A 21,585-nucleotide genomic window follows, 5' to 3' on the forward strand; every position below is an offset into this window, starting at 1 on the left:
AGTAAAAACCGAGCAACAAAGAGGTAATAGTCCCTAGAAAGAACCCAACGGGCAGCGCATGTTTGGTATTTATGCTACGTTATCGCCTATTTATGGGGAGTAACCACACTTCATAGGCTCTGCCTCGCCTAAAAACCAAACATACTGCTGCAAATTCAGCCACCAAAGTGCAACACGCCCTAATATTTTAGGTATTTTGTACTTTAGCCCCGCAAGTATACCCAAACCAAGTTAAAATGCGAGTTTGACACAGTTTAAAAAACGATAAAGCACCCCATATATGTAAGTAAGCAAAAAATTTAATATCTTGTTTTCAGTGCTGATCCTATCGCTAAAACACGGTATGCTAAAACGAACCAGATAACCCTTTCAGTACACAGTACCCATCAACAGGTGCTAATTTTCAGGAGCTATTATGACAGAGCATAAAAAACCACTGGTATTAATGATTTTAGACGGTTGGGGATACCGCGAAGATGAGCAAAGTAACGCTATTCTCGCAGCTAACACACCGGTATTAGACGAATTATGGGCAACCCGCCCACACACATTAATATCAGCTTCGGGTTTAGATGTTGGTCTTCCTGACGGGCAAATGGGTAATTCAGAGGTTGGCCACGTTAACTTAGGCGCCGGGCGAATCGTTTATCAAGATTTCACTCGCATTACCAAAGCAATTAACGATGGTGAGTTTGACTCAACCCCCGCATTAGTTGAAAACATAGATAAAGCAGTAAACGCAGGTAAAGCGGTTCATATTATGGGCTTATTGAGCCCAGGTGGCGTACATAGCCATGAAGATCACATTGTTGCCAGTATCAAACTTGCAGCAAAACGTGGCGCTAAAGAAGTTTACTTCCACGGCTTTTTAGATGGTCGTGATACACCACCGCGCAGCGCTAAAGCATCAATCGAACGTATTGAAGCATTGTTTAGCGAACTTAAATGCGGTCGTTTAGCCTCACTTGTTGGTCGTTACTACGCAATGGACAGAGACAACCGCTGGAACCGAGTAGAAAAAGCTTATAACGTAATTGCATTAGCTGAAGGTGACTTTAATTTTGATAACGGTGTAGACGCACTTAATGCTGCATACGAGCGCGACGAAAACGATGAGTTTGTAGCTGCTACAACAATTACTCCAGCGGGTTTAGAGCCAGCCGCAATTAACGATGGCGACACTCTAATTTTTGCTAACTTTAGAGCCGACAGAGCCCGTGAAATAACTCGCGCATTTGTAGAGCCTGAGTTTGACGGTTTCACCAAGAAAAAATCTCCAAAGCTTAGCGCATTTGTAATGATGACAGAATACGCAGCCGATATAGATGCCCCTGTTGCGTTTGGCTCGTCAGCACTTGTAAATGTGTTAGGTGAATGGCTAGAAAAAAATGACAAAACGCAGCTACGTATTTCTGAAACAGAAAAATATGCACACGTTACGTTTTTCTTTAGTGGCGGGCGCGAAAGCGAATTCAAAGGTGAAACACGCGAGTTAATTCCTTCACCACAGGTAGCAACTTACGATCTACAACCTGAAATGAATTCAGAAATGCTTACAGATAAACTCGTAGAAGCAATTAAAAGTGGAAAATACGACGCTATTATTTGTAACTACCCTAATGGCGACATGGTAGGTCACTCTGGCGTGTTTGAAGCTGCTGTTAAAGCCTGCGAAGCTGTAGATACGTGTATTGGTCGTGTTGTTGATGCATTAGAGGAGTTTGGTGGTGAAGCATTAATTACTGCCGATCATGGTAATGCTGAGCAAATGGCTAACCTTAAAACAGGTCAAGCCCATACAGCTCATACTAGCGAGCCAGTTCCATTTATTTACGTAGGTCGCGACGCTGAGCCTATGCAAGGTAAAGCACTAAGCGATGTAGCACCAACAATGCTTCATTTAATGGGTATGGAGCAGCCTAACGAAATGACTGGCACACCTATCATGATGTTGAAATAACATATGAATAGATGTATTAGCCGATTAATACAGTGCGGATTAATACTTACTTCATTAGTAACTGCTTATGCAGTTGCTAATGAAGATCGCACTAAAAAAGACCTATCAGAAGTACAAAATGCACTTCAGCAAAGCCAAGCTGAATATAACGCACAAAGAAAAAAAATAGCTTCATTACAAAAAAAACTGAAAAGCCATGAACTTGATATAGCTAAAAACGCAAAAGCACTCAACATGGCTGAACAATCTGTAAAAGAGACCAAAACACAACAAAAGCAATTACAAAATAAAGCTGATGAACTCGACGAACAACATGCAGAATTTCAAAAGGTATTAGCCGCACAACTAAAAAGTGCTTATATGGCCGGTGGCGATGACTACTCTAAAATGCTGCTAAACCAAGAAGACACTGCTAAATTTGAGCGTACACTTAGTTATTATAATTATTTAAATAAAGCCCGTATTGAACAAATTGAAGAGCTAAAGCAGCTTCAACAGCAAATAGCACAAAACCAACAAGAGCTTGTTAAAACACAACAAAGATTAGAGCTTTTATATGAAGAACAAAAAAGACGTCAAACCGCATTAGTAAATGCTCAAAATGAGCGTCAAACCAATCTAAAAAGCTTACAAGCACAGCTCAATGGTACAAAAAACTCAATTAACTATTTAAAAGAGAACCAGCAAACGCTGATCACTACAATTGAAGAGTTAGAGCAAGAAAAAAATCAAAAAATAGAGCTTATCGGGCTTAACAAAAGCAAAGGTAAATTACCTTGGCCAAGTAAGGGTAAATTAGAGCACACATTTGGTCAGCGAAAACATGGCGGTATTGATTGGAAAGGCGTACTAATTGGCGCAAAAGAAGGCACAAACGTAAATAGCATTCAAAACGGTCAAGTTGTGTTTGCCGATTGGTTAAAAGGTTTTGGCTGGGTGATTGTGGTTGACCATGGAGAAGGCTTTATGAGCCTATACGGCCATGCTCAAACGCTATTACGAGATGTTGGCGACATGGTTCGCGAAGGCGAAACACTTGCATTAGTGGGCCAAAGCGGCGGACAAGCAAGTTCTGGTCTATACTTTGAAATACGCCACAAAGGACGCGCAGTAAATCCTGTAAAATGGTGCAGACGCATTTAATTGAATAAACCGCTGCACCGCATTAGGAGCAGCTGATGACAACCAAAAAAAACGCATCAAATACAGTCATTAAAAAAAACACAGGCTTTTTTATAAGCCTGTGTTTGGTCATATTACTTACCTTATTAGCTTTTAATACACACGTATATGCAAGCTCTGTAAAAGAGCTTAAAAGCCAACAAATAGATGAAATCCTCTTTAATATTCATGCCTACTACGTAGAAGATTTAGCACTGCAAAATAGCGACCATATCAACTATAACAACAAACAATTTGAGCGTTTGTATTCAAAGCTCGACCCCTACTCTAAATATTTAGACGAGCATGAGCTTACGTCGTTATTTGATAATACAAATGGGCGTTACACAGGTATTGGGATTGAAGTTAAAAACGTTGATGAAAAAATGACTATCATTGACGTAGTAAATAACTCGCCGGCTAAAATAGCGGGAGTTTTACCTGGCGATAAAATAATAAGCGTAAATAATAACAGCGCGAATAATCGTACAATCGACGAAGTGGCAACACTCATACGCGAAAGTAAATTTGCAAATATAGATCTAACTGTAAAGCGCGATAACACTAAAGAGTTAATCACTTTTCATGTTGTTCGCCGTCAAATAAACCTTGAAAGCGCAACCAGCGAGCTTTTAGACTCTGGTACTGGCTATTTAGCTATTAATAACTTTTCTAATCATACTTTACATGAAGTGGCCTTGCAGGTTGCAGCTTTACAAAGCCATTTTGGCTACCCGCTTAAAGGTTTAGTAATTGATTTACGCGATAATCCAGGCGGTACATTACAAAGCGCGGTAGCAGTATCTGACCTATTTTTACAAAGCGGGACTATTGTTACTACCAAAGGGCGCTATTATGACGCTAACCAAGCCTTTTACGCTAAACGCGGTGATATTTTAAAAGGTGCGCCTATTGTTGTACTTATAAATGAAAACTCAGCCTCTGCCGCCGAAATACTAGCTGCTGCACTAAAAGACAATAAAAGAGCAACAATTGTAGGCAGCCAGTCATTTGGCAAAGGTTCTGTCCAATCGTTAATCCCCCTAGGTGATGGCAACACAGCACTTAAACTCACTACAGCTAAATACTATACTCCCCTTGGCCAATCTATTGATGGCATAGGAATAACTCCTGATGTGGCGATTAATCAAACAAGTCTTTCACAAACTAATAAAGCCGTTATAATAAAAAATGAGCAAACTAACAGTAACGCGCAATTACTCACGGGTAACTTAGCCGATCTACAATTAGTTAAAGCAAAACAACTACTCAGCATGCAATAAAACAGCTTTATTTAAAGCAACCTACTGAGATTTAAAAAAGATAATAAAAACTATAAACGTGAAAATAATAAAATGGCTAATACTGTTTATTTGCTTAGCCTGCACAAGTGTTAGCGCCAAGCAAATAGCAATAGTGATAGATGACATAGGTTATCATCAACGGGACTTAGAATTCCTTTCCTTACCTGGGCAATTGACGTATTCAATTTTGCCTCACACACCTTATTCTCAAATTTTTGCAACGCTTGCGAGTCAGTCAAATAAAGAGCTGCTGTTACACGTTCCTATGCAGGCACTTAACGGCAAAGAGCTTGGCCCAGGCGCATTAACTTTAAATATGAATAAAGAACAATTACAACAAACTTTAGGAACTGCTCTAGCCAGCTTACCCCAAGTCAAAGGCGTTAATAATCACATGGGCTCAGCGCTCACACAAAAAAGCCAAGCCATGAAGTGGACTATGGAAGTACTTAAAAAGCGCCACTTATACTTTTTAGATAGTCGCACCACTGATTTAAGCCAAGCACAAAATGCTGCAAACTTTTTAGGTGTAGAGAATATTGGCCGCCACGTATTTTTAGACAACATAACTACGCCCGAGCAATTGCAATTTAGGCTCGATGAATTAAAACACAAAGCTGAAAAACATAACTTTGCAATTGCAATTGCCCACCCCTACCCAGAAACAATTAAGTTTTTACGCCAGGCATTACCGCAGTTAACAGAGCAAGGGTTTGAACTTGTGCCCGTCTCGCAGCTGGTTGAACGTAAATATATTCAGTTGGCGCAGGCTGAAGCGTTTGGTGCTAGATAAAGTGATGTGCATTCTATATATTCAGATAAAATAATGAGTTGGAGGGAGCATATGGAATACTATAAATTAATAAAAAGAACTGATAGTTGGAAAGCTCTAACTCCAAAGAAAAATCCTGATGCCTTTAGTGAACTCGATGAATCAATTGATGAGTATCACATGAGGCTTAAAGAACGGTTTTCTATTCCTTTTGATGTTCTCAAGCAATGGCTTTATTGTCTTTTTTACGACCGAAATACAGTAACTAACTATGGCTGGTTAAATTATGACAAAATCGAATTCACCTTAATTGACTTATCACTCAATGAGTTAAAAAATATTCGCATAATTAATAACTTTAAGTCATATGTAGAAGAAAGGACTAAAGCAGAGGGATACTGTCAACTAACCTGCACTGAAAAAGATAAAAAACATTGGCAGCAGTTCAACACCTGGCGAATTCCTCCAATTATCTTAGATGTAAACTCATTAAATATGAGTCATAAACCTGAACATGCTGACATTAAAGGCGAGTTGCAGCTTGTAGAGGGACATACTCGCTTGGGTTATTTGTATGCTATATCTAATTCTAAGCTTTATTTAAAAGATTACCACAAGGTTTACTTAATGCGAAAAAGGAACATGTAGATATTACTCAGCATAATAGTTTTTATTGCGTTTCACTTCTTCATGACAGCCCATTTTAAAACAAAAAAGCCCCACATTTTCATGCAGGGCTTCTAAATTTTACAGCTTGAGCAGTATTAGCTCATAGCGCTTTGCAGCTTTTTCATTGCTGTTTTTTCTAGCTGGCGAACACGCTCAGCCGATACGCTGTATTTTTCAGCAAGCTCTTGTAATGTTGCTTTGTCGTCAGATAACCAACGAGCACTTACAATGTCTTGCGAACGCTCATCTAGCGTTTTAAGTGCGCTAAATAAACGAGTATGAGACTGCTCTTGCCACTGCTGCTGCTCTACGTCATCAGCTAAATCGGCAGAACCATCTGTTAAATATTGTACTGGAGAGTAAGTACTTGTAGGCGCGTCATCATTATCGTCGCCTGTTAGGTCAAAGCCCATGTCTTGGCCGCTCATGCGCGATTCCATTTCACGTACTTCTTTCTCACTCACACCTAGCTCACTAGCAACAGTGCTAACCTCAGCTTGATTGAACCAACCTAAACGCTTTTTGTTTTTACGAAGATTAAAAAACAATTTACGTTGTGCCTTTGTGGTTGCAACTTTAACTATGCGCCAGTTTTTTAAAACAAACTCATGGATTTCGGCTTTAATCCAATGCACTGCGAACGACACTAAACGTACACCTACTGTAGGGTCAAAACGTTTAACTGCTTTCATCAGGCCTATATTACCTTCTTGAATAAGGTCAGCTTGTGGTAAGCCGTATCCCGAGTAGCTTTTAGCAATATGTGCTACAAAGCGTAAGTGCGACATAATGAGTTGCTTAGCAGCACCAAGATCGCCTTCTTCCTGAAGCTTTTTAGCAAGCTCTTGCTCTTGCTCAACTTTAAGCATAGGAATAGTGCTTACCGCTTGAAGGTAACCGTCCATGCTTGCGCTTTGTTGTCCGACTGTAAGTGCCATTGCGTATAAATCTTTACTCATTTTTCACCTCGGTGATAAACATTTGAAACCATCTTAGCACTCTTTCTCTAAGAGTGCTAACCCCAATTTAAAACTTTTTTAAAGTATAAATCAAGTAGTTTTTTGGTATGTATTTAGTCTACTACAAGCGACTGAATAAGTGATGAATTAAGGGTTTGCAAGCAATTAGCTCTGTCGCAACACGCTATTTACAACTCATTACTTTAAAGGAGGATAGTACACAAATATGACAGTTTTAATAAACTAAGGATGTATCCAACTTGATACTCTACGCGTATCAAGTTGAATTGGTTCACTTATACTTTATCGGGTTCTATTTCTTTAATATAGCGATTTACAGATAGGTACGAGCCAATAAAGCCCAAGCTAGTAGCAAGTAATACTAAAAAGCCGAGCTCGCTAAGCGATAACCCAATAAGCGAAAAACTTGTTTGATACACGCCTGCAACACTGCTTACTGCGCTCGAAAGCCACCACATCATTAACCCAACACATATAAAAGCAAATAAACCACCTATTACGCCGTACCATATACCTGTCCATAAAAATGGCGCATGTATAAATGTATTCGTTGCTCCTACAAGTTTCATGACTTGGATTTCTTCTTTTTTGTCCATAATAGACAAGCGAATAGTATTACCAATTATAAGTGTCACAGAGGTAAGTAATAATAGTGCGATAGTTATTACACTTTCTTTAAGTAAATCAAGTAGTGCATTTAAGCGCTCTAACCATGCTATATCAAGCTTCCCAAAGTCAACTTCACGTTCACTCTCAAGCTTTGTCAAAAGTACCTTAGCGGCATTTGGCTGCCTGTTACGTTTTGTTGGCGTAACCAGTACTACGTCTGGTAGTGGGTTCTTGTCTAGGTATTCTAAAGCCTGACCAAATCCAGATACGTCTTTAAACTCAGTAAGTGCTTTTTGCTTTGAAATAAACTCAACGCTTTCAACCTCTGGATATAACGCTAAGCGCTTTACTAAAGTTTGCGTTTCTTGGGCACTCATACTTTCTTTTACAAATAATGAGATTTCACTGGCTTCTTCAAAGCCGCTACTGACTTGCTGTACGTTTTTAACAACTAAGTAAAGTGTAGCTGGCAAAGTTAGGCTCAATCCAAGTACTGCAATGGTCATCATTGAAGCAAGTGGTGTACGCCACATTTCACCTAAACTATGTACGCCTTGGCGAAATATATTAAGTATAAAAAAATACCCACCCGCTAATATCGATTTTTGTTGCTTATCGTTACTATTTTGACGACCTTTAAAAAGTAAACTCATAATGCTCCCTCAGCAAGCGGATCTTCAAGCATACGACCATCTTTTAAAGTTAGGCTTCGGTACTTCATACGCGCCACTAAACCAAGATCATGTGTGGCAATAAGCACTGTTGTACCGTGCTTATTAAAGTCTTCAAACAACTTTAATATTTCCATTGAAAGTTCAGGGTCGAGGTTACCAGTAGGTTCATCAGCTAATAATATTGGCGGGGAGTTTACAATGGCTCTGGCAATACCTACTCGCTGCTGTTCACCACCAGAGAGCATAGAAGGATGACATTTTATTTTATCTATCAAGCCCACTTTATCAAGCGCGCCATGCACTCGTTTTGCTATTTGCTTATGGTGAGTGCCCTCAATAATTAAAGGCAATGCTACATTATCAAAAACGGTATAGCGCTCTAACAAACGGTGGTTTTGAAAAATAATACCAATATCACGACGAGCATAAGGAATTTGACGCGAGTTAACTTTATTTAAATCAACTCCATTAATAAACACGTTACCTGCAGATGGACGCTCCATTAAACTAATTAGCTTAAGTAACGTACTTTTACCGGCGCCACTGTGGCCCGTTAAAAAAGCGAGTTCGCCAGGCTTAATATGAAAATTAACCTTTTCAAGTGCACGATGCCCACCAGGGTAAGTTTTACTTACTTGCTGAAAATTTATCATCTTTTTATTATGCCAACGCCATTAGCTTATTAATAACGTTGGTAATCCTCGCAATTAAAAAGGGAGCAAGCTCCCTCTTTTGGTAAATTAAACGTCGTCCTCATCTTGGCTAAATAACGCATCAATAAAGTCATCGCTTTTAAAAGCGCGTAAATCATCAATACCTTCACCAACACCAATGTAACGAATTGGAATATTAAACTTATCGGCAACCGCAAAAATAACACCGCCTTTTGCAGTACCATCAAGTTTTGAAAGTGTAATACCAGTTAAACCAACACATTGATTAAATAAGTTTACTTGGCTAATAGCGTTTTGACCTGTACCAGCATCAATAGTAAGCATTACTTCGTGAGGTGCATCTGGGTCAATTTTTTTCATTACACGGGCTATTTTTTCAAGTTCTTGCATTAAATTATCTTTATTTTGCAAGCGCCCAGCTGTATCGGCAATTAATACATCAACATTACGTGCTTTCGCGGCTTGAAATGCATCAAATACTACCGACGCGCTATCTGCACCTGTGTGCTGTGCAATAACCGGAATACTGTTACGCTCACCCCAAACCTGTAATTGTTCTACAGCTGCGGCTCTAAACGTATCTCCCGCGGCAAGCATGACCGACTTACCTTCGTTTTGAAATTGCTTAGCTAACTTACCAATCGTGGTTGTTTTACCAACTCCGTTCACACCTACCATTAAAATAACAAACGGCTTTTTATCTTTATTAATAACCAAAGGCTGCTCAGCAGTTTTGAGCATCGCTGCCATTTCTTGCTTCATTAGCTCATATAGGGCATCACCATCTTTAAGCTGCTTTCGGTTTGCTGCATCAGTTAAGCTATCGATTAACTTCATGGTGGTATCAACACCTAGATCAGCGGTGAGCAGCTGTGTTTCAAGATCTTCAAATAACTCGTCATCAATTTTTTTACCACTAAAAATAGAAGCAAAGCCAGAACCTATATTTACACGAGTTTTTAATAAGCCTTTTTTAAGGCGAGAGAAAAACCCTTCTTTTTTTGGTTTTTCGGCTTGTTTTGCTTCATCTTTTGCAGGCTCAGCAGTAAGACGTTCTTGCTCTAAACGTTCATTTTCAGCCTCTTCAGCTGCAAGTCGTTCTTGCTCTAAACGTTCATTCTCAGCTTTTTCAGCAGCGATGCGCTCTTGCTCTAAACGCTCATTCTCGGCTTCTTCAGCTACAATGCGCTCTTGCTCTAAACGCTCATTCTCGGCTTCTTCAGCGGCAATGCGTTCTTGCTCTAAACGTTCACTCTCGGCTTTTTCAGCAGCAATGCGCTCTTGCTCTAAGCGTTCACTCTCAACTTTTTCAGCGGCAATGCGTTCTTGCTCTAAACGCATTTGAGCTTCTTGCTCAGCTAGGCGCTGCTCTCGTTCCTGTCGTTGTATCTCAGCATCAGCCTGCTCTTTTGCAAGCAATTGTGCATTTGCTTTATCTATTGCAAGCTTTTCTGCATTTGCAGCTTCTTGCTCTTGGAGACGAACTCGCTCTAATCGCTCCGACTCTGCTTTGTCAGCTGCAATGCGCTCCTGTTCTAAGCGCATTTGTGTTTCTTGCTCAGCTAGCCGTTTAGCTTGTTCTTGCTTTTGCGCTGCTGCATCTGCATCTTGCTTTGCTAATAATTCAGCATTAGCTTGCTCTATAGATCGTTTTTCGGCTTGTTCTGCTTCATATAGGCGTTCTTGCTCAAGCTTTTGTGCTTGCTCTTGAGCTAAACGTTCAGCTTCAGCCTGCTCACTAGCTATACGCTTTTGCTCTAAACGCTCAGTTTCTGCTTCTGCTTGTAAACGCTCAGCCTCAGCCTGCTCTGCAGCTATACGTTCTTGCTCAGCTTTTTCGGCTTGCTCTTGCGCTAATGCTTGTTGTTTATCAGCTTCTGCTTTTTGCTCTGCTTCTTTTTTATCTGACTTGCCAAAACCGAGCCACGACATGAATTTACTTTTTTTTGCCATACTTGCTAATAACCACTTATAAAAATCTGATAAACTAAAATTTGAAATAGCTTGGCGATGCCTAGCAATCGATGCTAGTAAAACAACCATTCAAAACGTAAGTGTTCAATAGTAACACTTTTAATACGGTTGAAAAATGAAGCTACACGTAATCTGCAGCAATATTATCTGAGCTAGATACCATATACCATTTTTTAGTGAGCTAAATGAGAAATAAAACGACACAAAATAAAGCTATTAGCAAATCCAGCGATGGTTTTATTAGAGTTATAAGCGGCCAATTTAGAGGCCGTAAATTGCCAGTAAAAAACGTAGAAGGTTTACGCCCGACCACCGATAGAATTAAAGAAACGGTGTTTAACTGGTTAATGCAAGATACCCGCGACGCGCATGTACTTGATTGTTTTGCGGGTTCTGGCGGGCTCGGTTTTGAAGCACTCTCTCGTTTTGCAAAAAGCACCACCTTTATTGAGCTAGATAAATTTGCGGCCAAACAATTAGAACAAAATATCAGCACCTTAAAGCTTGAAAATGCACAGGTAAAACACACTAATTCTTTGAGTTATTTAGAACAAAAAAATAAAAGTGAGGCATTTAATTTAGTATTTGTTGACCCGCCGTTTCGCAAAGGTTTAGCACAAACAACATGCGATTTATTAGAAAAAAACCAATGGCTAAGCAGCGAAGCACTCATTTATGTGGAAGTAGAAACCGAGTTAAGTACGTTTCAACAACCCGATAACTGGCTGTTAATAAAAGAAAAAAAGGCGGGGCAAGTGTTCTGCAGGCTATATCAACGTCAATCAAATTAATACTATTTAAGATGATGCGTTTCTGTTAATATTATCCTTTACATGTGGTGTTGCTTCGGATTACAATACCGCACCATTTTTGAACCACTTGATCAATGTTTGATCAACTTGAGCAACGCTCATAATTTAGGTAGGTGAATTTTTAATGCCAGTAATTAAAGTAAGAGAGAACGAACCGTTTGACGTAGCACTTCGTCGCTTCAAGCGTTCATGTGAAAAAGCAGGTATCCTTTCAGAAGTCCGTCGTCGCGAGCACTATGAAAAGCCAACAGCTGAGCGTAAGCGTAAAAAAGCTGCTGCAGTTAAACGTCACATGAAAAAACTTTCTCGTGATAACGCACGTCGCGTTAAATTATACTAATATATTAGGTCTTGTATAAATGAGCCTTTTAATAACGCTAAAAGATGCGCAAAAAGATGCGATGCGAGCTAAAGACAAACAACGTCTTAACCCTATTCGTATGGTACTTGCTGCAATCAAGCAACGTGAAATTGACGAGCAAATTACACTAGACGACGCGGGTATTACCTCAGTTATAGTGAAGCTTGTTAAACAACGTCGTGACTCTTACACTCAGTACAAAGATGCTGGGCGTGATGATTTAGCTGATATTGAAGCCAATGAAATAGTAGCTCTTGAAACTTTTTTACCTCAACAATTGAGTGAAGAAGAAATAATTGCTCTCATTGATGCGGCTATTGCTGATACTAACGCAGCAGGTATGCAAGACATGGGTAAAGTAATGGGTATAATCAAAAGCAAAGCTGAAGGTCGCGCCGATATGGGCAAAATCTCTGGTTTAATTAAGCAACGATTAACTGCCTAATATACGCCCACATACATTAAAGTATGATTGAAGCAAACCGAGCCTAGCGCTCGGTTTCTTTGTTTTTAGCTTTAATTAACCTAACAACAAGCTAATTAAATACGCTTACATGCTTCAATTTAACTATTGAAATTTATGTGTACTGCCCTATTTATTTACAGTATGTTTTGGTAAGTTAAATAGGCTTTATTTGGCACTAAACGTACATTTCGTTTTCGTTATTCTTCTTATTATCTCAGGACCTTATTTTACTAATGGCTGGAAAGATCCCACGTAATTTTATAGACGATTTACTTGCCAGAACCGACATTGTCGAACTCATCGACTCTAAAGTTGGCCTTAAAAAAGCCGGTAAAGATTATCAAGCCTGCTGTCCATTTCATAACGAAAAATCGCCCTCATTTACCGTATCGCAAGACAAACAGTTTTATCATTGTTTTGGCTGTGGTGCGAATGGCAATGCAATATCGTTTGTTATGGAATACGACAAACTAGAGTTTGTTGATGCCATTGAAGAACTTGCCAGCTTATTAAACTTAGATGTACCACGAGAACAAGGCAGCAACTCAGCTCCAGAGCGCACAGCAGCCCAAAAACGCTCAGACTACGATTTAATGCTGCACACTGCGCGCTTTTATCAACACCAATTAAAACACCATAGTAACTCAGCAGCTGTAATTGAGTATGTTAAAGGACGTGGTTTAAGCGGCGAAACTGTTAAAAAGTTTATGATTGGTTACGCCCCAAGTGAGTGGGATGGACTATGCTTACAGCTTGGCCGTAACAAAGAACAAAAAGAACAATTAGTAGAGCTAAAACTTGCCTCTGAAAAAACACCAGGTAGACAGTTTGACTTTTTCCGCGACCGCTTAATGTTCCCTATACGCGATAAACGTGGGCGCGTTATTGCCTTTGGCGGACGTGTAATGCAAGCCGACCAAGGCCCAAAATACCTAAACTCGCCAGAGACCCGAATTTTTCATAAAGGCTTTGAGCTATATGGGCTATATGAAGCAAAGCAAGCTCATAAAAAACTTGACCATGTAATGATTGTAGAAGGTTATATGGATGTAGTCGCGCTTGCCGAGCAAGGGATTGAATATGCTGTTGCCGCACTAGGCACCGCAACTACAAGCGAGCACATGCACACTTTGTTTAGAACCACAGACAAGGTAATTTGTTGTTACGATGGCGACAGAGCAGGCCGTGATGCTGCATGGCGAGCTCTTGAAAATGCACTCCCCTATTTAAACGACGGTAAAGCATTACAGTTTGCATTTTTACCTGACGGTGAAGACCCTGACTCGCTAGTACAAAAAGAGGGGAAAGAGCAATTTGAACAACGCCTTAGTCAAGCTGATGACTTTACCAAGGTACTGTTTAATAAACTTAGCCAAGAAGTTGATTTAACGCTCGACTCAGGTAAAGCTAAATTACTAAGTGCTGCGCTGCCTCTTATTGAAAAAATTCCGAGTGAATTTTATCAAGAAAATATTTTGGAACAATTAGGGCGCTTGATTGGTCGAACTCGAGAGCAACTTAATAGCCGCTTAAAAACACCAAAGCAGCAACACTCTATTGAACGAAAATTTAAAATAACGCCTATGCGCCAAGCAATCGGTATATTAATTCAGCACCCTGATTTAGCCAAAAGCGTGCCGTACTTACCCGAGCTTGCGCAAATGAATATTGCTGGCATTGGGTTGTTATTACGATTGCAAGAGCAAGCTTTACAAAAAGAAGAAGTAACTACAGCTCAGTTATTAGAGTTCTTTAGAGATACAGATGATTACGAGCCATTAATTAAGCTTGCAACATGGCAACATCAAATAAATGAAGAGCGTTTAGAGACTGTTTTTAAAAATACTTTTAAATTTATTGAAGATCAGTGTTTAAATTATCGACTCGAGACCCTATTAATAAAGGACAAGACACAAGGTCTTAATAGCGACGAAAGACTTGAATGTCATTTGCTAATGACAGCGTTAAAAGCCACTAACAGCTAGTCAGATTTGATTTAAACTGTTATACTGTGCTATTCACTGCGTCACATTATTCTAGTTGGCTTTAATGCAAACTACATGATGGCGCCTGTTGTATCAACTTATCAGAGTGGAAGAAACAATCTCTATGGATCCAACTCCTCAGTCACAATTAAAACTTCTGATTCAAAAAGGTAAAGAGCAAGGCTACTTAACTTTTGCAGAAGTAAATGATCACCTTCCACAAGACATTATAGACTCAGATCAAGTAGAAGATATCATTAGCATGATTAATGACATGGGTATCAAGGTTAGCGAAAACGCGCCTGATGCCGATGAATTAATGATGCAAGAAACAACGACAGACGAAGACGCAGCAGAAGCTGCCGCTGCAGCACTTGCAACTGTAGAAAAAGAAATCGGCCGCACAACGGATCCGGTTCGCATGTACATGCGTGAAATGGGTACTGTTGAACTTCTAACACGTGAAGGCGAAATCGTAATCGCTAAGCGTATTGAAGAAGGTATCAACCAGGTACAGATTTCTGTTGCAGAGTACCCTGAAGCAATTACTTACCTACTAGAACAGTGGGATAAGTTTGAAGCTGAAGAAATGCGCTTAAGCGATATTATCGTTGGATTTATTGATCCTAACGAAGATGATGCGCCAATATCAGCGACTAACATCGGTTCAGAGTTAAGTGAAAAACAACTTGATGACGACGATGAAGACGATGACAAAGACAGCGACGATGATGAAGACGAAGAAGAAGTAGATACTGGCCCAGATCCTGAAGAGGCACGTGTACACTTTGAAAATTTACGTGATTTATATAATAAAGCACGTGATACGTTTGACTCTAAAGGTCGTTCGCACCCTGAGTCTCAAGCCGCTATTTTTGAAATTGGCGAGTTGTTCAGAACATTCAAATTAGTACCTAAACAGTTCGATCGCATGGTTAATAACATGCGTGAAATGATGGACAGAGTTCGTATTCAAGAACGTCTTATCATGAAACAAGCGGTACAAATTGCTAAGTTACCTAAGAAGACCTTCATTAAGCATTTTGCTAATAATGAAACTGATGCTTCTTGGATTGACGTAGAGATCAGTGCTAACGAAAAGCATTCGGCTAAACTTGAAGAAGTTAAGCCAGAGATCATTCGTAGCATCAATAAACTATCTGTTATTGAACAAACAACAGGTTTAAGCATAGAGCGTATTAAAGACATTAACCGTCGAATGAGCATTGGTGAAGCGAAAGCCCGCCGTGCAAAAAAAGAAATGGTTGAAGCTAACTTACGTCTTGTAATCTCAATTGCTAAAAAATACACAAACCGTGGCTTACAGTTCTTGGATTTAATCCAAGAAGGTAACATTGGCTTAATGAAAGCGGTAGATAAGTTTGAATATCGCCGTGGTTATAAGTTCTCTACTTATGCTACGTGGTGGATACGCCAAGCAATTACTCGCTCAATTGCTGACCAAGCAAGAACAATCCGTATTCCGGTACATATGATAGAAACGATTAATAAACTTAACCGTATTTCTCGTCAAATGTTACAAGAAATGGGTCGTGAGCCAAATCCAGAAGAATTAGCAGAACGCATGATGATGCCTGAGGATAAAATCCGTAAGGTACTTAAAATTGCAAAAGAGCCAATTTCAATGGAAACACCAATCGGTGATGATGAAGATTCGCACTTAGGTGACTTTATCGAAGATACCACTATTGATTCGCCAATCGACTCGGCAACAATGGAATCTCTTCGTGGCGCAACTAACGATGTACTAGCAGGGCTTACAGCTCGTGAAGCTAAAGTACTACGTATGCGTTTTGGTATTGATATGAATACCGACCACACCTTAGAAGAAGTAGGTAAGCAATTTGACGTAACACGTGAGCGTATTCGTCAAATAGAAGCGAAAGCGCTGCGTAAATTACGCCACCCCTCTCGCTCAGATTTACTGAAAAGCTTTTTAGACGCTAAATAATTTAGCGCTTCATATAAACTAAAAAGGCCGCTGTAGCGGCCTTTTTTCTATTTCAAGGAAACAATCATGGCTTGGATCCAAATCCGTATCAATGCCAATGCTGCAACCGCAGATGCAGTAAGTGACTTACTAATGGAAGCAGGCAGTGCGTCTGTTACTTTTATAGACGCTAAAGACACCCCTATTTATGAGCCTAAAATTGGCACTGTTGTGTTTTGGGCTGATACTACCGTAATTGGTTTATTTGAAGCTAATCACGATATGAACGCTGTAATTGCCTTATTAAAGCGCCACGATGAAATTAAAGACTCGCTAGTATATAAAATCGAGCAGCTCGAAGATAAAGACTGGGAGCGTGAATGGATGGATAACTTCCACCCTATCCAGTTTGGTGAAAAGCTATGGATTTGTCCTAGCTGGCGCGACATTCCTGACCCTGGTGCTGTTAATGTATTACTTGATCCAGGCCTTGCGTTTGGTACAGGTACGCACGCAACAACAGCTTTATGCCTTAAATGGCTAGAAAGCCAAGACCTAACTGGTAAAACCGTAGTGGATTTTGGTTGTGGCTCAGGTATTTTAGGTATCGCTGCTATTAAACTTGGTGCAGAGCGCATGATTGGGATTGATATTGACCCTCAAGCACTTGAAGCAAGCTTAGATAATGCTAATCGTAACGGCGTTGCCGATAAGCTAGAAGTATACTTACCAGAAAACCAGCCAGAGTTTACGGCCGATATTGTAGTGGCTAATATTTTAGCGCAACCACTGAGAGAGCTACACAGTGTGATTTTAGGTTTGCTAAAGCCAGGTGGCAAAATTGCAATGTCGGGCATATTAGAAGAACAGACGCAATCAGTTGCTGATATTTATGCACCATTTGTTGAGCTAGATGATATTGCCATTGAAGGTGATTGGACACGAGTTAGCGGTACTAAAAAAGCCTAACAACTGACACGAGCAAATTTAGAGTATTAACTCAAAACTCGCATGTAAAGCCTGTATTTAACAGGCTTTACTATTTTTTTACATATTATTTTTTTTCTAATTATTGTGTAAAAAATAAAACCTGTATAAATTTCAAACAAATTAACCTACTTGTCATGCGGTTATCAAATGTCAATACGAAAAGGGCAAAAAAAAGTCACTTTTGTTCAATTTATAGCCTTTGATTTTTCCTAAAAAAACCGTAAACTTAGCGCCCCTTGAAAAGAGGCCTATTGAATACAGTGCGTATCGGTTCATACCAACTTGAGAATAATGTAATAGTCGCGCCAATGGCAGGTATTACAGACAGACCATTTAGACAACTTTGTCGCCGCTTAGGTGCGGGGCTAGCTGTGTCTGAAATGCTATCGTCAAACCCTAAGGTTTGGAAAACTGAAAAGTCGATGAACCGTATGGATCACAGCGGTGAATCGGGTATACGCGCGGTGCAAATTGCAGGAGCAGATCCTGAGCTTATGGCGCAGGCCGCACAATTCAATGTTGCAAACGGTGCACAGATCATAGATATCAATATGGGGTGCCCAGCAAAAAAAGTGAACAAGAAACTCGCAGGCTCTGCCTTATTACAGTTTCCTGAACTTGTGGAAGAGATAGTTGATGCAGTCGTTAATGCTGTTGATATCCCGGTCACACTTAAAATCCGAACTGGATGGGATCAGGACAACCGTAATGGTGTAGAGATTGCGAGAATAGCTGAGCGTTATGGCATAGCGTCACTTGCCGTACATGGGCGTACACGCGCATGTATGTATAAAGGTGAAGCAGAATATGACACGATTAGGGATATAAAACGCTCAGTGTCGATACCTGTTGTTGCAAATGGTGATATTACATCACCAGAAAAAGCAAAGCAGGTTTTGGACTATACGGGTGCAGATGCCATTATGATTGGCCGAGCCGCCCAAGGTCGCCCTTGGATATTTAGGGAGATAGACCACTATTTGCGAACTGGAGAACACTTACAGCCGCCTGCTATTTCAGAGGTACGCAGTATTTTAATGGAGCATTTAGAAAACCTCCATGCGTTTTACGGTGAGCCAATGGGAGCGCGAATTGCTCGCAAACATGTATCTTGGTATTTGCAAACCCATGACAGTGATGGTCAGTTTAGGCGAGTATTTAATGCGCTCGACAACCCACAGGCACAGGTTGACGCATTAAAGCAATACTTTAAAACACTAGCAGCTAACTAAGAAAGAAAGAGATTAAATAATGTTCGAACAAAACGTGACTTCTCCATTTATCACAAACCCTCATGTTCAGTCACACGAGAAACCGCAGCCATTGCGTGATGCAGTAAAAAAAGCTGTTCACCACTATTTAAAGCAGCTTAACGGTCAAGATGTGCAAGACGTTTACGACCTTGTTCTTTCAGAGCTAGAAGCGCCATTACTTGAAGAAGTAATGACATATACACGTGGCAACCAAACTCGTGCGGCAATTTTACTAGGTATCAACCGTGGTACTTTACGTAAAAAGCTTAAAAAATACGGCATGAACTAATATGCTGGCTGTGAGTTATCGCAGCTAATTATTAAAAAAGCACCTTAGGGTGCTTTTTTTATGCGTACAATTTAGTAGAGATGTTGCAAAATGCTCACGCTTATTGGCGCTTTATAAGTCGTTTTTTGAGTAGTAATCAGTTAAAATGCCCGCTTCTAAGCTAGCTCATTAACTGAGGAAATCAAACTACAATGGATACTCATCGTCCCATTCGTCGCGCACTTTTAAGTGTGTCTGATAAAACCGGTATTGTTGAATTTGCCCGCGCACTAGAAGCGCAAGGTGTAGATATTTTATCAACTGGCGGTACATGTAAACTCCTTGCTGATAACGGCATAAAAGTGACTGAAGTTTCAGATCACACAGGTCATCCTGAAATCATGGATGGTCGTGTTAAAACCCTTCACCCTAAAATTCACGGCGGCATTTTAGCTCGTCGCGGACAAGATGAAAGCGTAATGGCAGATAACAACATTTCTGCTATCGACATAGTTGTAGTTAACTTATACCCCTTTGCGAATACTGTCGCTCAAGAAAACTGCAGCCTTGAAGATGCCATTGAGAACATTGATATTGGCGGCCCTACAATGGTTCGCGCAGCCGCTAAAAACCACAAAGATGTAACGATTGTGGTAAACGCGAGCGACTACGAACGTGTTATTAGCGAAATGCAAAACAACAATGGCTCAACAACGTATAAAACACGTTTTAATTTAGCCATTGCCGCATATGAGCACACTGCTCAATACGATGGCATGATTGCTAATTACTTTGGCAAAATGGTTCCTGATTACACTGAAGAAGCCGCTACCGATACTAAATTCCCACGTACTATTAATATGCAGTTCACTAAAAAGCAAGATATGCGTTACGGTGAAAACTCACACCAAGATGCTGCTTTTTACGTTGAAAACGATGTAAGCGAAGCGTCAGTTGCAACAGCTACTCAGCTACAAGGTAAAGCGCTTTCGTTTAATAACATTGCAGATACCGATGCAGCACTTGAGTGTGTTAAAGAATTTGATGTACCTGCGTGTGTGATTGTTAAACACGCAAACCCGTGTGGCGTTTCAATTGGCGACGATATTCTTAGCGCTTATGAACGTGCATTTAAAACAGACCCAACATCAGCGTTTGGTGGCATTATTGCCTTTAACCGCGAGCTTGATGCAGCAACAGCACAAGCCATTGTTGACCGTCAATTTGTTGAAGTGATTATTGCCCCTAGCATCTCAAGCGAAGCAGCAAAAATTGTTGAAGCTAAAAAGAACGTACGTTTATTAGAGTGCGGACAATGGAGTGGCAAAGCAACTGGCCACGATATTAAACGCGTAAACGGCGGTGTTTTAGTACAAGATCGTGATCTAGGTATGGTTACCCAGGGCGACTTAAAAGTAGTGTCTAAGCGCCAGCCTTCTGAGCAAGAACTTAAAGACTTACTGTTTTGTTGGAAAGTTGCTAAGTTTGTTAAATCAAACGCAATTGTATATGCCCGCGACGGCATGACTATTGGCGTAGGCGCAGGCCAAATGAGCCGTGTTTACTCAGCTAAAATAGCGGGTATTAAAGCCGCCGATGAAAACCTAGAAGTACCGGGTTCAGTTATGGCGTCGGATGCGTTTTTCCCATTCCGTGATGGTATTGATGCAGCAGCAGAAGCTGGTATTACCGCTGTAATTCAACCTGGTGGCTCAATGCGCGATGAAGAAGTTATCGCCGCAGCTGACGAAGCAGGCATGGCTATGGTGTTTACTGGCATGCGCCATTTCCGCCACTAATCACACAAAGGGTTAAACACAGCGTTTAACCCTTTTTGTTTGCAATCAATTCACGTATTCTGGTTAATCTAACACCTAATTTTTATGTTAAGGAACAAACGATGAAATTTGCACTAAAGTCACTACTTGTTGCCTCGCTTACGCTTACATCAACTATGGCGCTTAGCCATAACCATGAGTCGAGTCTGAGCCATGCAGTTCAATCAAGCGAACGTAGCGCTAAAAATAGCGCCCGTGATGAATATCGTCACCCTGAGCAAACATTGGCATTTTTTGGTTTTAAACCAACAATGACCGTTGTTGAAATTGCGCCAGGTGGTGGTTGGTACAGTGAAATTTTAGCTCCTGCCCTTAAAGAGCAAGGCTTATATTACGCTGCGCACTTTCCTAGTGATTCATCTGTAGGTTACTACCAGCGCTCTCTAGCTAACTTTAAGAAAAAAGTAGCCGAAGACGAGCGTTTCAGTAAAGTAGAAATTTCTGAATTTGCCCCTTTAACACACACTGATATAGCCCCAGCGGGTACAGCCGATATGGTATTAACCTTTCGCAATGTACATAACTGGTACATGGGTAAAGACACTGAAGGCGCATTAAGTGCATTTAAGTCTTTTTACACAGCGCTAAAACCAGGTGGCACATTAGGTGTTGTTGAGCATCGCTTAGATGAAAGCCGTGCTGATGAGGATCAAAAATCAACCGGCTACATGAAGCAAAGCTACGTAGTCGACTTGGCTAAAAAAGCTGGGTTTGAACTGGTTGCAACAAGTGAGATTAACGCGAACCCAAAAGATACAGCTGATCACCCTAAGGGGGTGTGGACGCTACCACCTAGCTTACGTCTTGGCGAAAAAGACGCTGACAAATACAAAGCTATTGGTGAAAGCGACCGTATGACGCTGAAATTTAAAAAACCGCTTTAA

The 21,585-nt window shown here is 40.4% G+C and carries 19 protein-coding genes; 15 read left to right on the top strand and 4 right to left on the bottom strand.

What is annotated here, in order from left to right; all coding sequences use genetic code 11:
- The first annotated feature begins 415 nt into the window (after window positions 1–415).
- Genes gpmM through CWC11_RS00455 form a run of 5 tightly spaced genes read left to right on the top strand, consistent with a single transcriptional unit; the run spans window position 416 to window position 5,845 of the window.
- Window positions 416–1,960 (top strand): 2,3-bisphosphoglycerate-independent phosphoglycerate mutase, encoded by a 1,545-nt coding sequence (gene gpmM, locus CWC11_RS00435; protein ID WP_138681147.1) that lies wholly within the window; start codon window positions 416–418, stop codon window positions 1,958–1,960.
- A gap of 3 nt (window positions 1,961–1,963) precedes the next feature.
- Window positions 1,964–3,103, top strand: a complete 1,140-nt coding sequence (locus tag CWC11_RS00440; RefSeq protein ID WP_138681148.1) for a murein hydrolase activator EnvC family protein — start codon at window positions 1,964–1,966, stop codon at window positions 3,101–3,103.
- A gap of 35 nt (window positions 3,104–3,138) precedes the next feature.
- Window positions 3,139–4,404: a S41 family peptidase gene (locus tag CWC11_RS00445; RefSeq protein WP_138681149.1), complete on the top strand. Its 1,266-nt coding sequence runs from the start codon at window positions 3,139–3,141 to the stop codon at window positions 4,402–4,404.
- 58 nt (window positions 4,405–4,462) lie between these two features.
- Window positions 4,463–5,218, top strand: a complete 756-nt coding sequence (locus tag CWC11_RS00450) for a divergent polysaccharide deacetylase family protein (protein WP_138681150.1) — start codon at window positions 4,463–4,465, stop codon at window positions 5,216–5,218.
- Between the two features lie 51 nt (window positions 5,219–5,269).
- Window positions 5,270–5,845, top strand: coding sequence for a hypothetical protein (locus CWC11_RS00455; protein WP_138681151.1), 576 nt, complete (start codon window positions 5,270–5,272; stop codon window positions 5,843–5,845).
- 116 nt (window positions 5,846–5,961) lie between these two features.
- Here the strand turns inward: CWC11_RS00455 and rpoH are convergent, their stop codons facing one another.
- The 4 genes from rpoH to ftsY all read right to left on the bottom strand — a co-directional run bounded on the left by rpoH (window position 5,962) and on the right by ftsY (window position 10,756).
- Window positions 5,962–6,825: an RNA polymerase sigma factor RpoH gene (rpoH, locus tag CWC11_RS00460; protein ID WP_058549384.1), complete on the bottom strand. Its 864-nt coding sequence runs from the start codon at window positions 6,823–6,825 to the stop codon at window positions 5,962–5,964.
- Window positions 6,826–7,121: 296 nt separating this feature from the next.
- Window positions 7,122–8,108, bottom strand: a complete 987-nt coding sequence (gene ftsX / locus CWC11_RS00465; protein ID WP_104643378.1) for a permease-like cell division protein FtsX — start codon at window positions 8,106–8,108, stop codon at window positions 7,122–7,124.
- Window positions 8,105–8,782, bottom strand: a complete 678-nt coding sequence (gene ftsE / locus CWC11_RS00470; RefSeq protein ID WP_058549382.1) for a cell division ATP-binding protein FtsE — start codon at window positions 8,780–8,782, stop codon at window positions 8,105–8,107. The genes ftsX and ftsE overlap by 4 nt, the downstream gene beginning before the upstream one ends.
- 87 nt (window positions 8,783–8,869) lie before the next feature.
- Window positions 8,870–10,756: a signal recognition particle-docking protein FtsY gene (ftsY, locus tag CWC11_RS00475; RefSeq protein WP_138681220.1), complete on the bottom strand. Its 1,887-nt coding sequence runs from the start codon at window positions 10,754–10,756 to the stop codon at window positions 8,870–8,872.
- A gap of 206 nt (window positions 10,757–10,962) precedes the next feature.
- Here ftsY and rsmD point away from each other — a divergent pair, with 206 nt between their 5' ends.
- The 10 genes from rsmD to CWC11_RS00525 all read left to right on the top strand — a co-directional run bounded on the left by rsmD (window position 10,963) and on the right by CWC11_RS00525 (window position 21,585).
- Window positions 10,963–11,568: a 16S rRNA (guanine(966)-N(2))-methyltransferase RsmD gene (gene rsmD, locus CWC11_RS00480; protein WP_138681152.1), complete on the top strand. Its 606-nt coding sequence runs from the start codon at window positions 10,963–10,965 to the stop codon at window positions 11,566–11,568.
- A gap of 145 nt (window positions 11,569–11,713) precedes the next feature.
- Window positions 11,714–11,929, top strand: coding sequence for a 30S ribosomal protein S21 (gene rpsU / locus CWC11_RS00485; RefSeq protein WP_002957797.1), 216 nt, complete (start codon window positions 11,714–11,716; stop codon window positions 11,927–11,929).
- A 19-nt stretch (window positions 11,930–11,948) separates the two neighbouring features.
- A complete protein-coding gene (locus CWC11_RS00490; protein WP_007376027.1) occupies window positions 11,949–12,395 on the top strand; it encodes a GatB/YqeY domain-containing protein in 447 nt (148 codons plus the stop codon).
- A gap of 254 nt (window positions 12,396–12,649) precedes the next feature.
- Complete coding sequence (dnaG, locus tag CWC11_RS00495; RefSeq protein ID WP_058549380.1) at window positions 12,650–14,401, top strand: DNA primase; 1,752 nt, start codon at window positions 12,650–12,652, stop codon at window positions 14,399–14,401.
- A 124-nt stretch (window positions 14,402–14,525) separates the two neighbouring features.
- Window positions 14,526–16,373: an RNA polymerase sigma factor RpoD gene (gene rpoD / locus CWC11_RS00500; protein WP_058549379.1), complete on the top strand. Its 1,848-nt coding sequence runs from the start codon at window positions 14,526–14,528 to the stop codon at window positions 16,371–16,373.
- A gap of 66 nt (window positions 16,374–16,439) precedes the next feature.
- On the top strand, window positions 16,440–17,321 hold the full coding sequence (gene prmA / locus CWC11_RS00505; RefSeq protein WP_138681153.1) for a 50S ribosomal protein L11 methyltransferase: 882 nt from the start codon (window positions 16,440–16,442) through the stop codon (window positions 17,319–17,321).
- Between the two features lie 281 nt (window positions 17,322–17,602).
- On the top strand, window positions 17,603–18,574 hold the full coding sequence (gene dusB, locus CWC11_RS00510) for a tRNA dihydrouridine synthase DusB (RefSeq protein WP_171038382.1): 972 nt from the start codon (window positions 17,603–17,605) through the stop codon (window positions 18,572–18,574).
- Window positions 18,575–18,593: 19 nt separating this feature from the next.
- Window positions 18,594–18,884, top strand: a complete 291-nt coding sequence (gene fis / locus CWC11_RS00515) for a DNA-binding transcriptional regulator Fis (RefSeq protein ID WP_002957804.1) — start codon at window positions 18,594–18,596, stop codon at window positions 18,882–18,884.
- Window positions 18,885–19,075: 191 nt separating this feature from the next.
- Window positions 19,076–20,662, top strand: coding sequence for a bifunctional phosphoribosylaminoimidazolecarboxamide formyltransferase/IMP cyclohydrolase (gene purH / locus CWC11_RS00520; protein WP_138681154.1), 1,587 nt, complete (start codon window positions 19,076–19,078; stop codon window positions 20,660–20,662).
- A 101-nt stretch (window positions 20,663–20,763) separates the two neighbouring features.
- Window positions 20,764–21,585 carry a class I SAM-dependent methyltransferase gene (locus CWC11_RS00525; RefSeq protein WP_138681155.1) on the top strand — a complete coding sequence of 274 codons (822 nt, stop codon included), beginning with the start codon at window positions 20,764–20,766 and terminating at the stop codon, window positions 21,583–21,585.

Origin of the sequence: Pseudoalteromonas sp. S3178, assembly GCF_005886985.1 — a bacterium.
Classification (GTDB): domain Bacteria; phylum Pseudomonadota; class Gammaproteobacteria; order Enterobacterales; family Alteromonadaceae; genus Pseudoalteromonas; species Pseudoalteromonas carrageenovora.

Coding starts and splice junctions, on each gene's coding strand:
- gpmM (WP_138681147.1), top strand. CDS start 416: ATGACAGAGCATAAAAAACCACTGGTATTAATGATTTTAGACGGTTGG.
- CWC11_RS00440 (WP_138681148.1), top strand. CDS start 1,964: ATGAATAGATGTATTAGCCGATTAATACAGTGCGGATTAATACTTACT.
- CWC11_RS00445 (WP_138681149.1), top strand. CDS start 3,139: ATGACAACCAAAAAAAACGCATCAAATACAGTCATTAAAAAAAACACA.
- CWC11_RS00455 (WP_138681151.1), top strand. CDS start 5,270: ATGGAATACTATAAATTAATAAAAAGAACTGATAGTTGGAAAGCTCTA.
- rpoH (WP_058549384.1), bottom strand. CDS start 6,825: ATGAGTAAAGATTTATACGCAATGGCACTTACAGTCGGACAACAAAGC.
- ftsX (WP_104643378.1), bottom strand. CDS start 8,108: ATGAGTTTACTTTTTAAAGGTCGTCAAAATAGTAACGATAAGCAACAA.
- ftsE (WP_058549382.1), bottom strand. CDS start 8,782: ATGATAAATTTTCAGCAAGTAAGTAAAACTTACCCTGGTGGGCATCGT.
- ftsY (WP_138681220.1), bottom strand. CDS start 10,756: ATGGCAAAAAAAAGTAAATTCATGTCGTGGCTCGGTTTTGGCAAGTCA.
- rsmD (WP_138681152.1), top strand. CDS start 10,963: ATGAGAAATAAAACGACACAAAATAAAGCTATTAGCAAATCCAGCGAT.
- rpsU (WP_002957797.1), top strand. CDS start 11,714: ATGCCAGTAATTAAAGTAAGAGAGAACGAACCGTTTGACGTAGCACTT.
- CWC11_RS00490 (WP_007376027.1), top strand. CDS start 11,949: ATGAGCCTTTTAATAACGCTAAAAGATGCGCAAAAAGATGCGATGCGA.
- dnaG (WP_058549380.1), top strand. CDS start 12,650: ATGGCTGGAAAGATCCCACGTAATTTTATAGACGATTTACTTGCCAGA.
- rpoD (WP_058549379.1), top strand. CDS start 14,526: ATGGATCCAACTCCTCAGTCACAATTAAAACTTCTGATTCAAAAAGGT.
- prmA (WP_138681153.1), top strand. CDS start 16,440: ATGGCTTGGATCCAAATCCGTATCAATGCCAATGCTGCAACCGCAGAT.
- fis (WP_002957804.1), top strand. CDS start 18,594: ATGTTCGAACAAAACGTGACTTCTCCATTTATCACAAACCCTCATGTT.
- purH (WP_138681154.1), top strand. CDS start 19,076: ATGGATACTCATCGTCCCATTCGTCGCGCACTTTTAAGTGTGTCTGAT.
- CWC11_RS00525 (WP_138681155.1), top strand. CDS start 20,764: ATGAAATTTGCACTAAAGTCACTACTTGTTGCCTCGCTTACGCTTACA.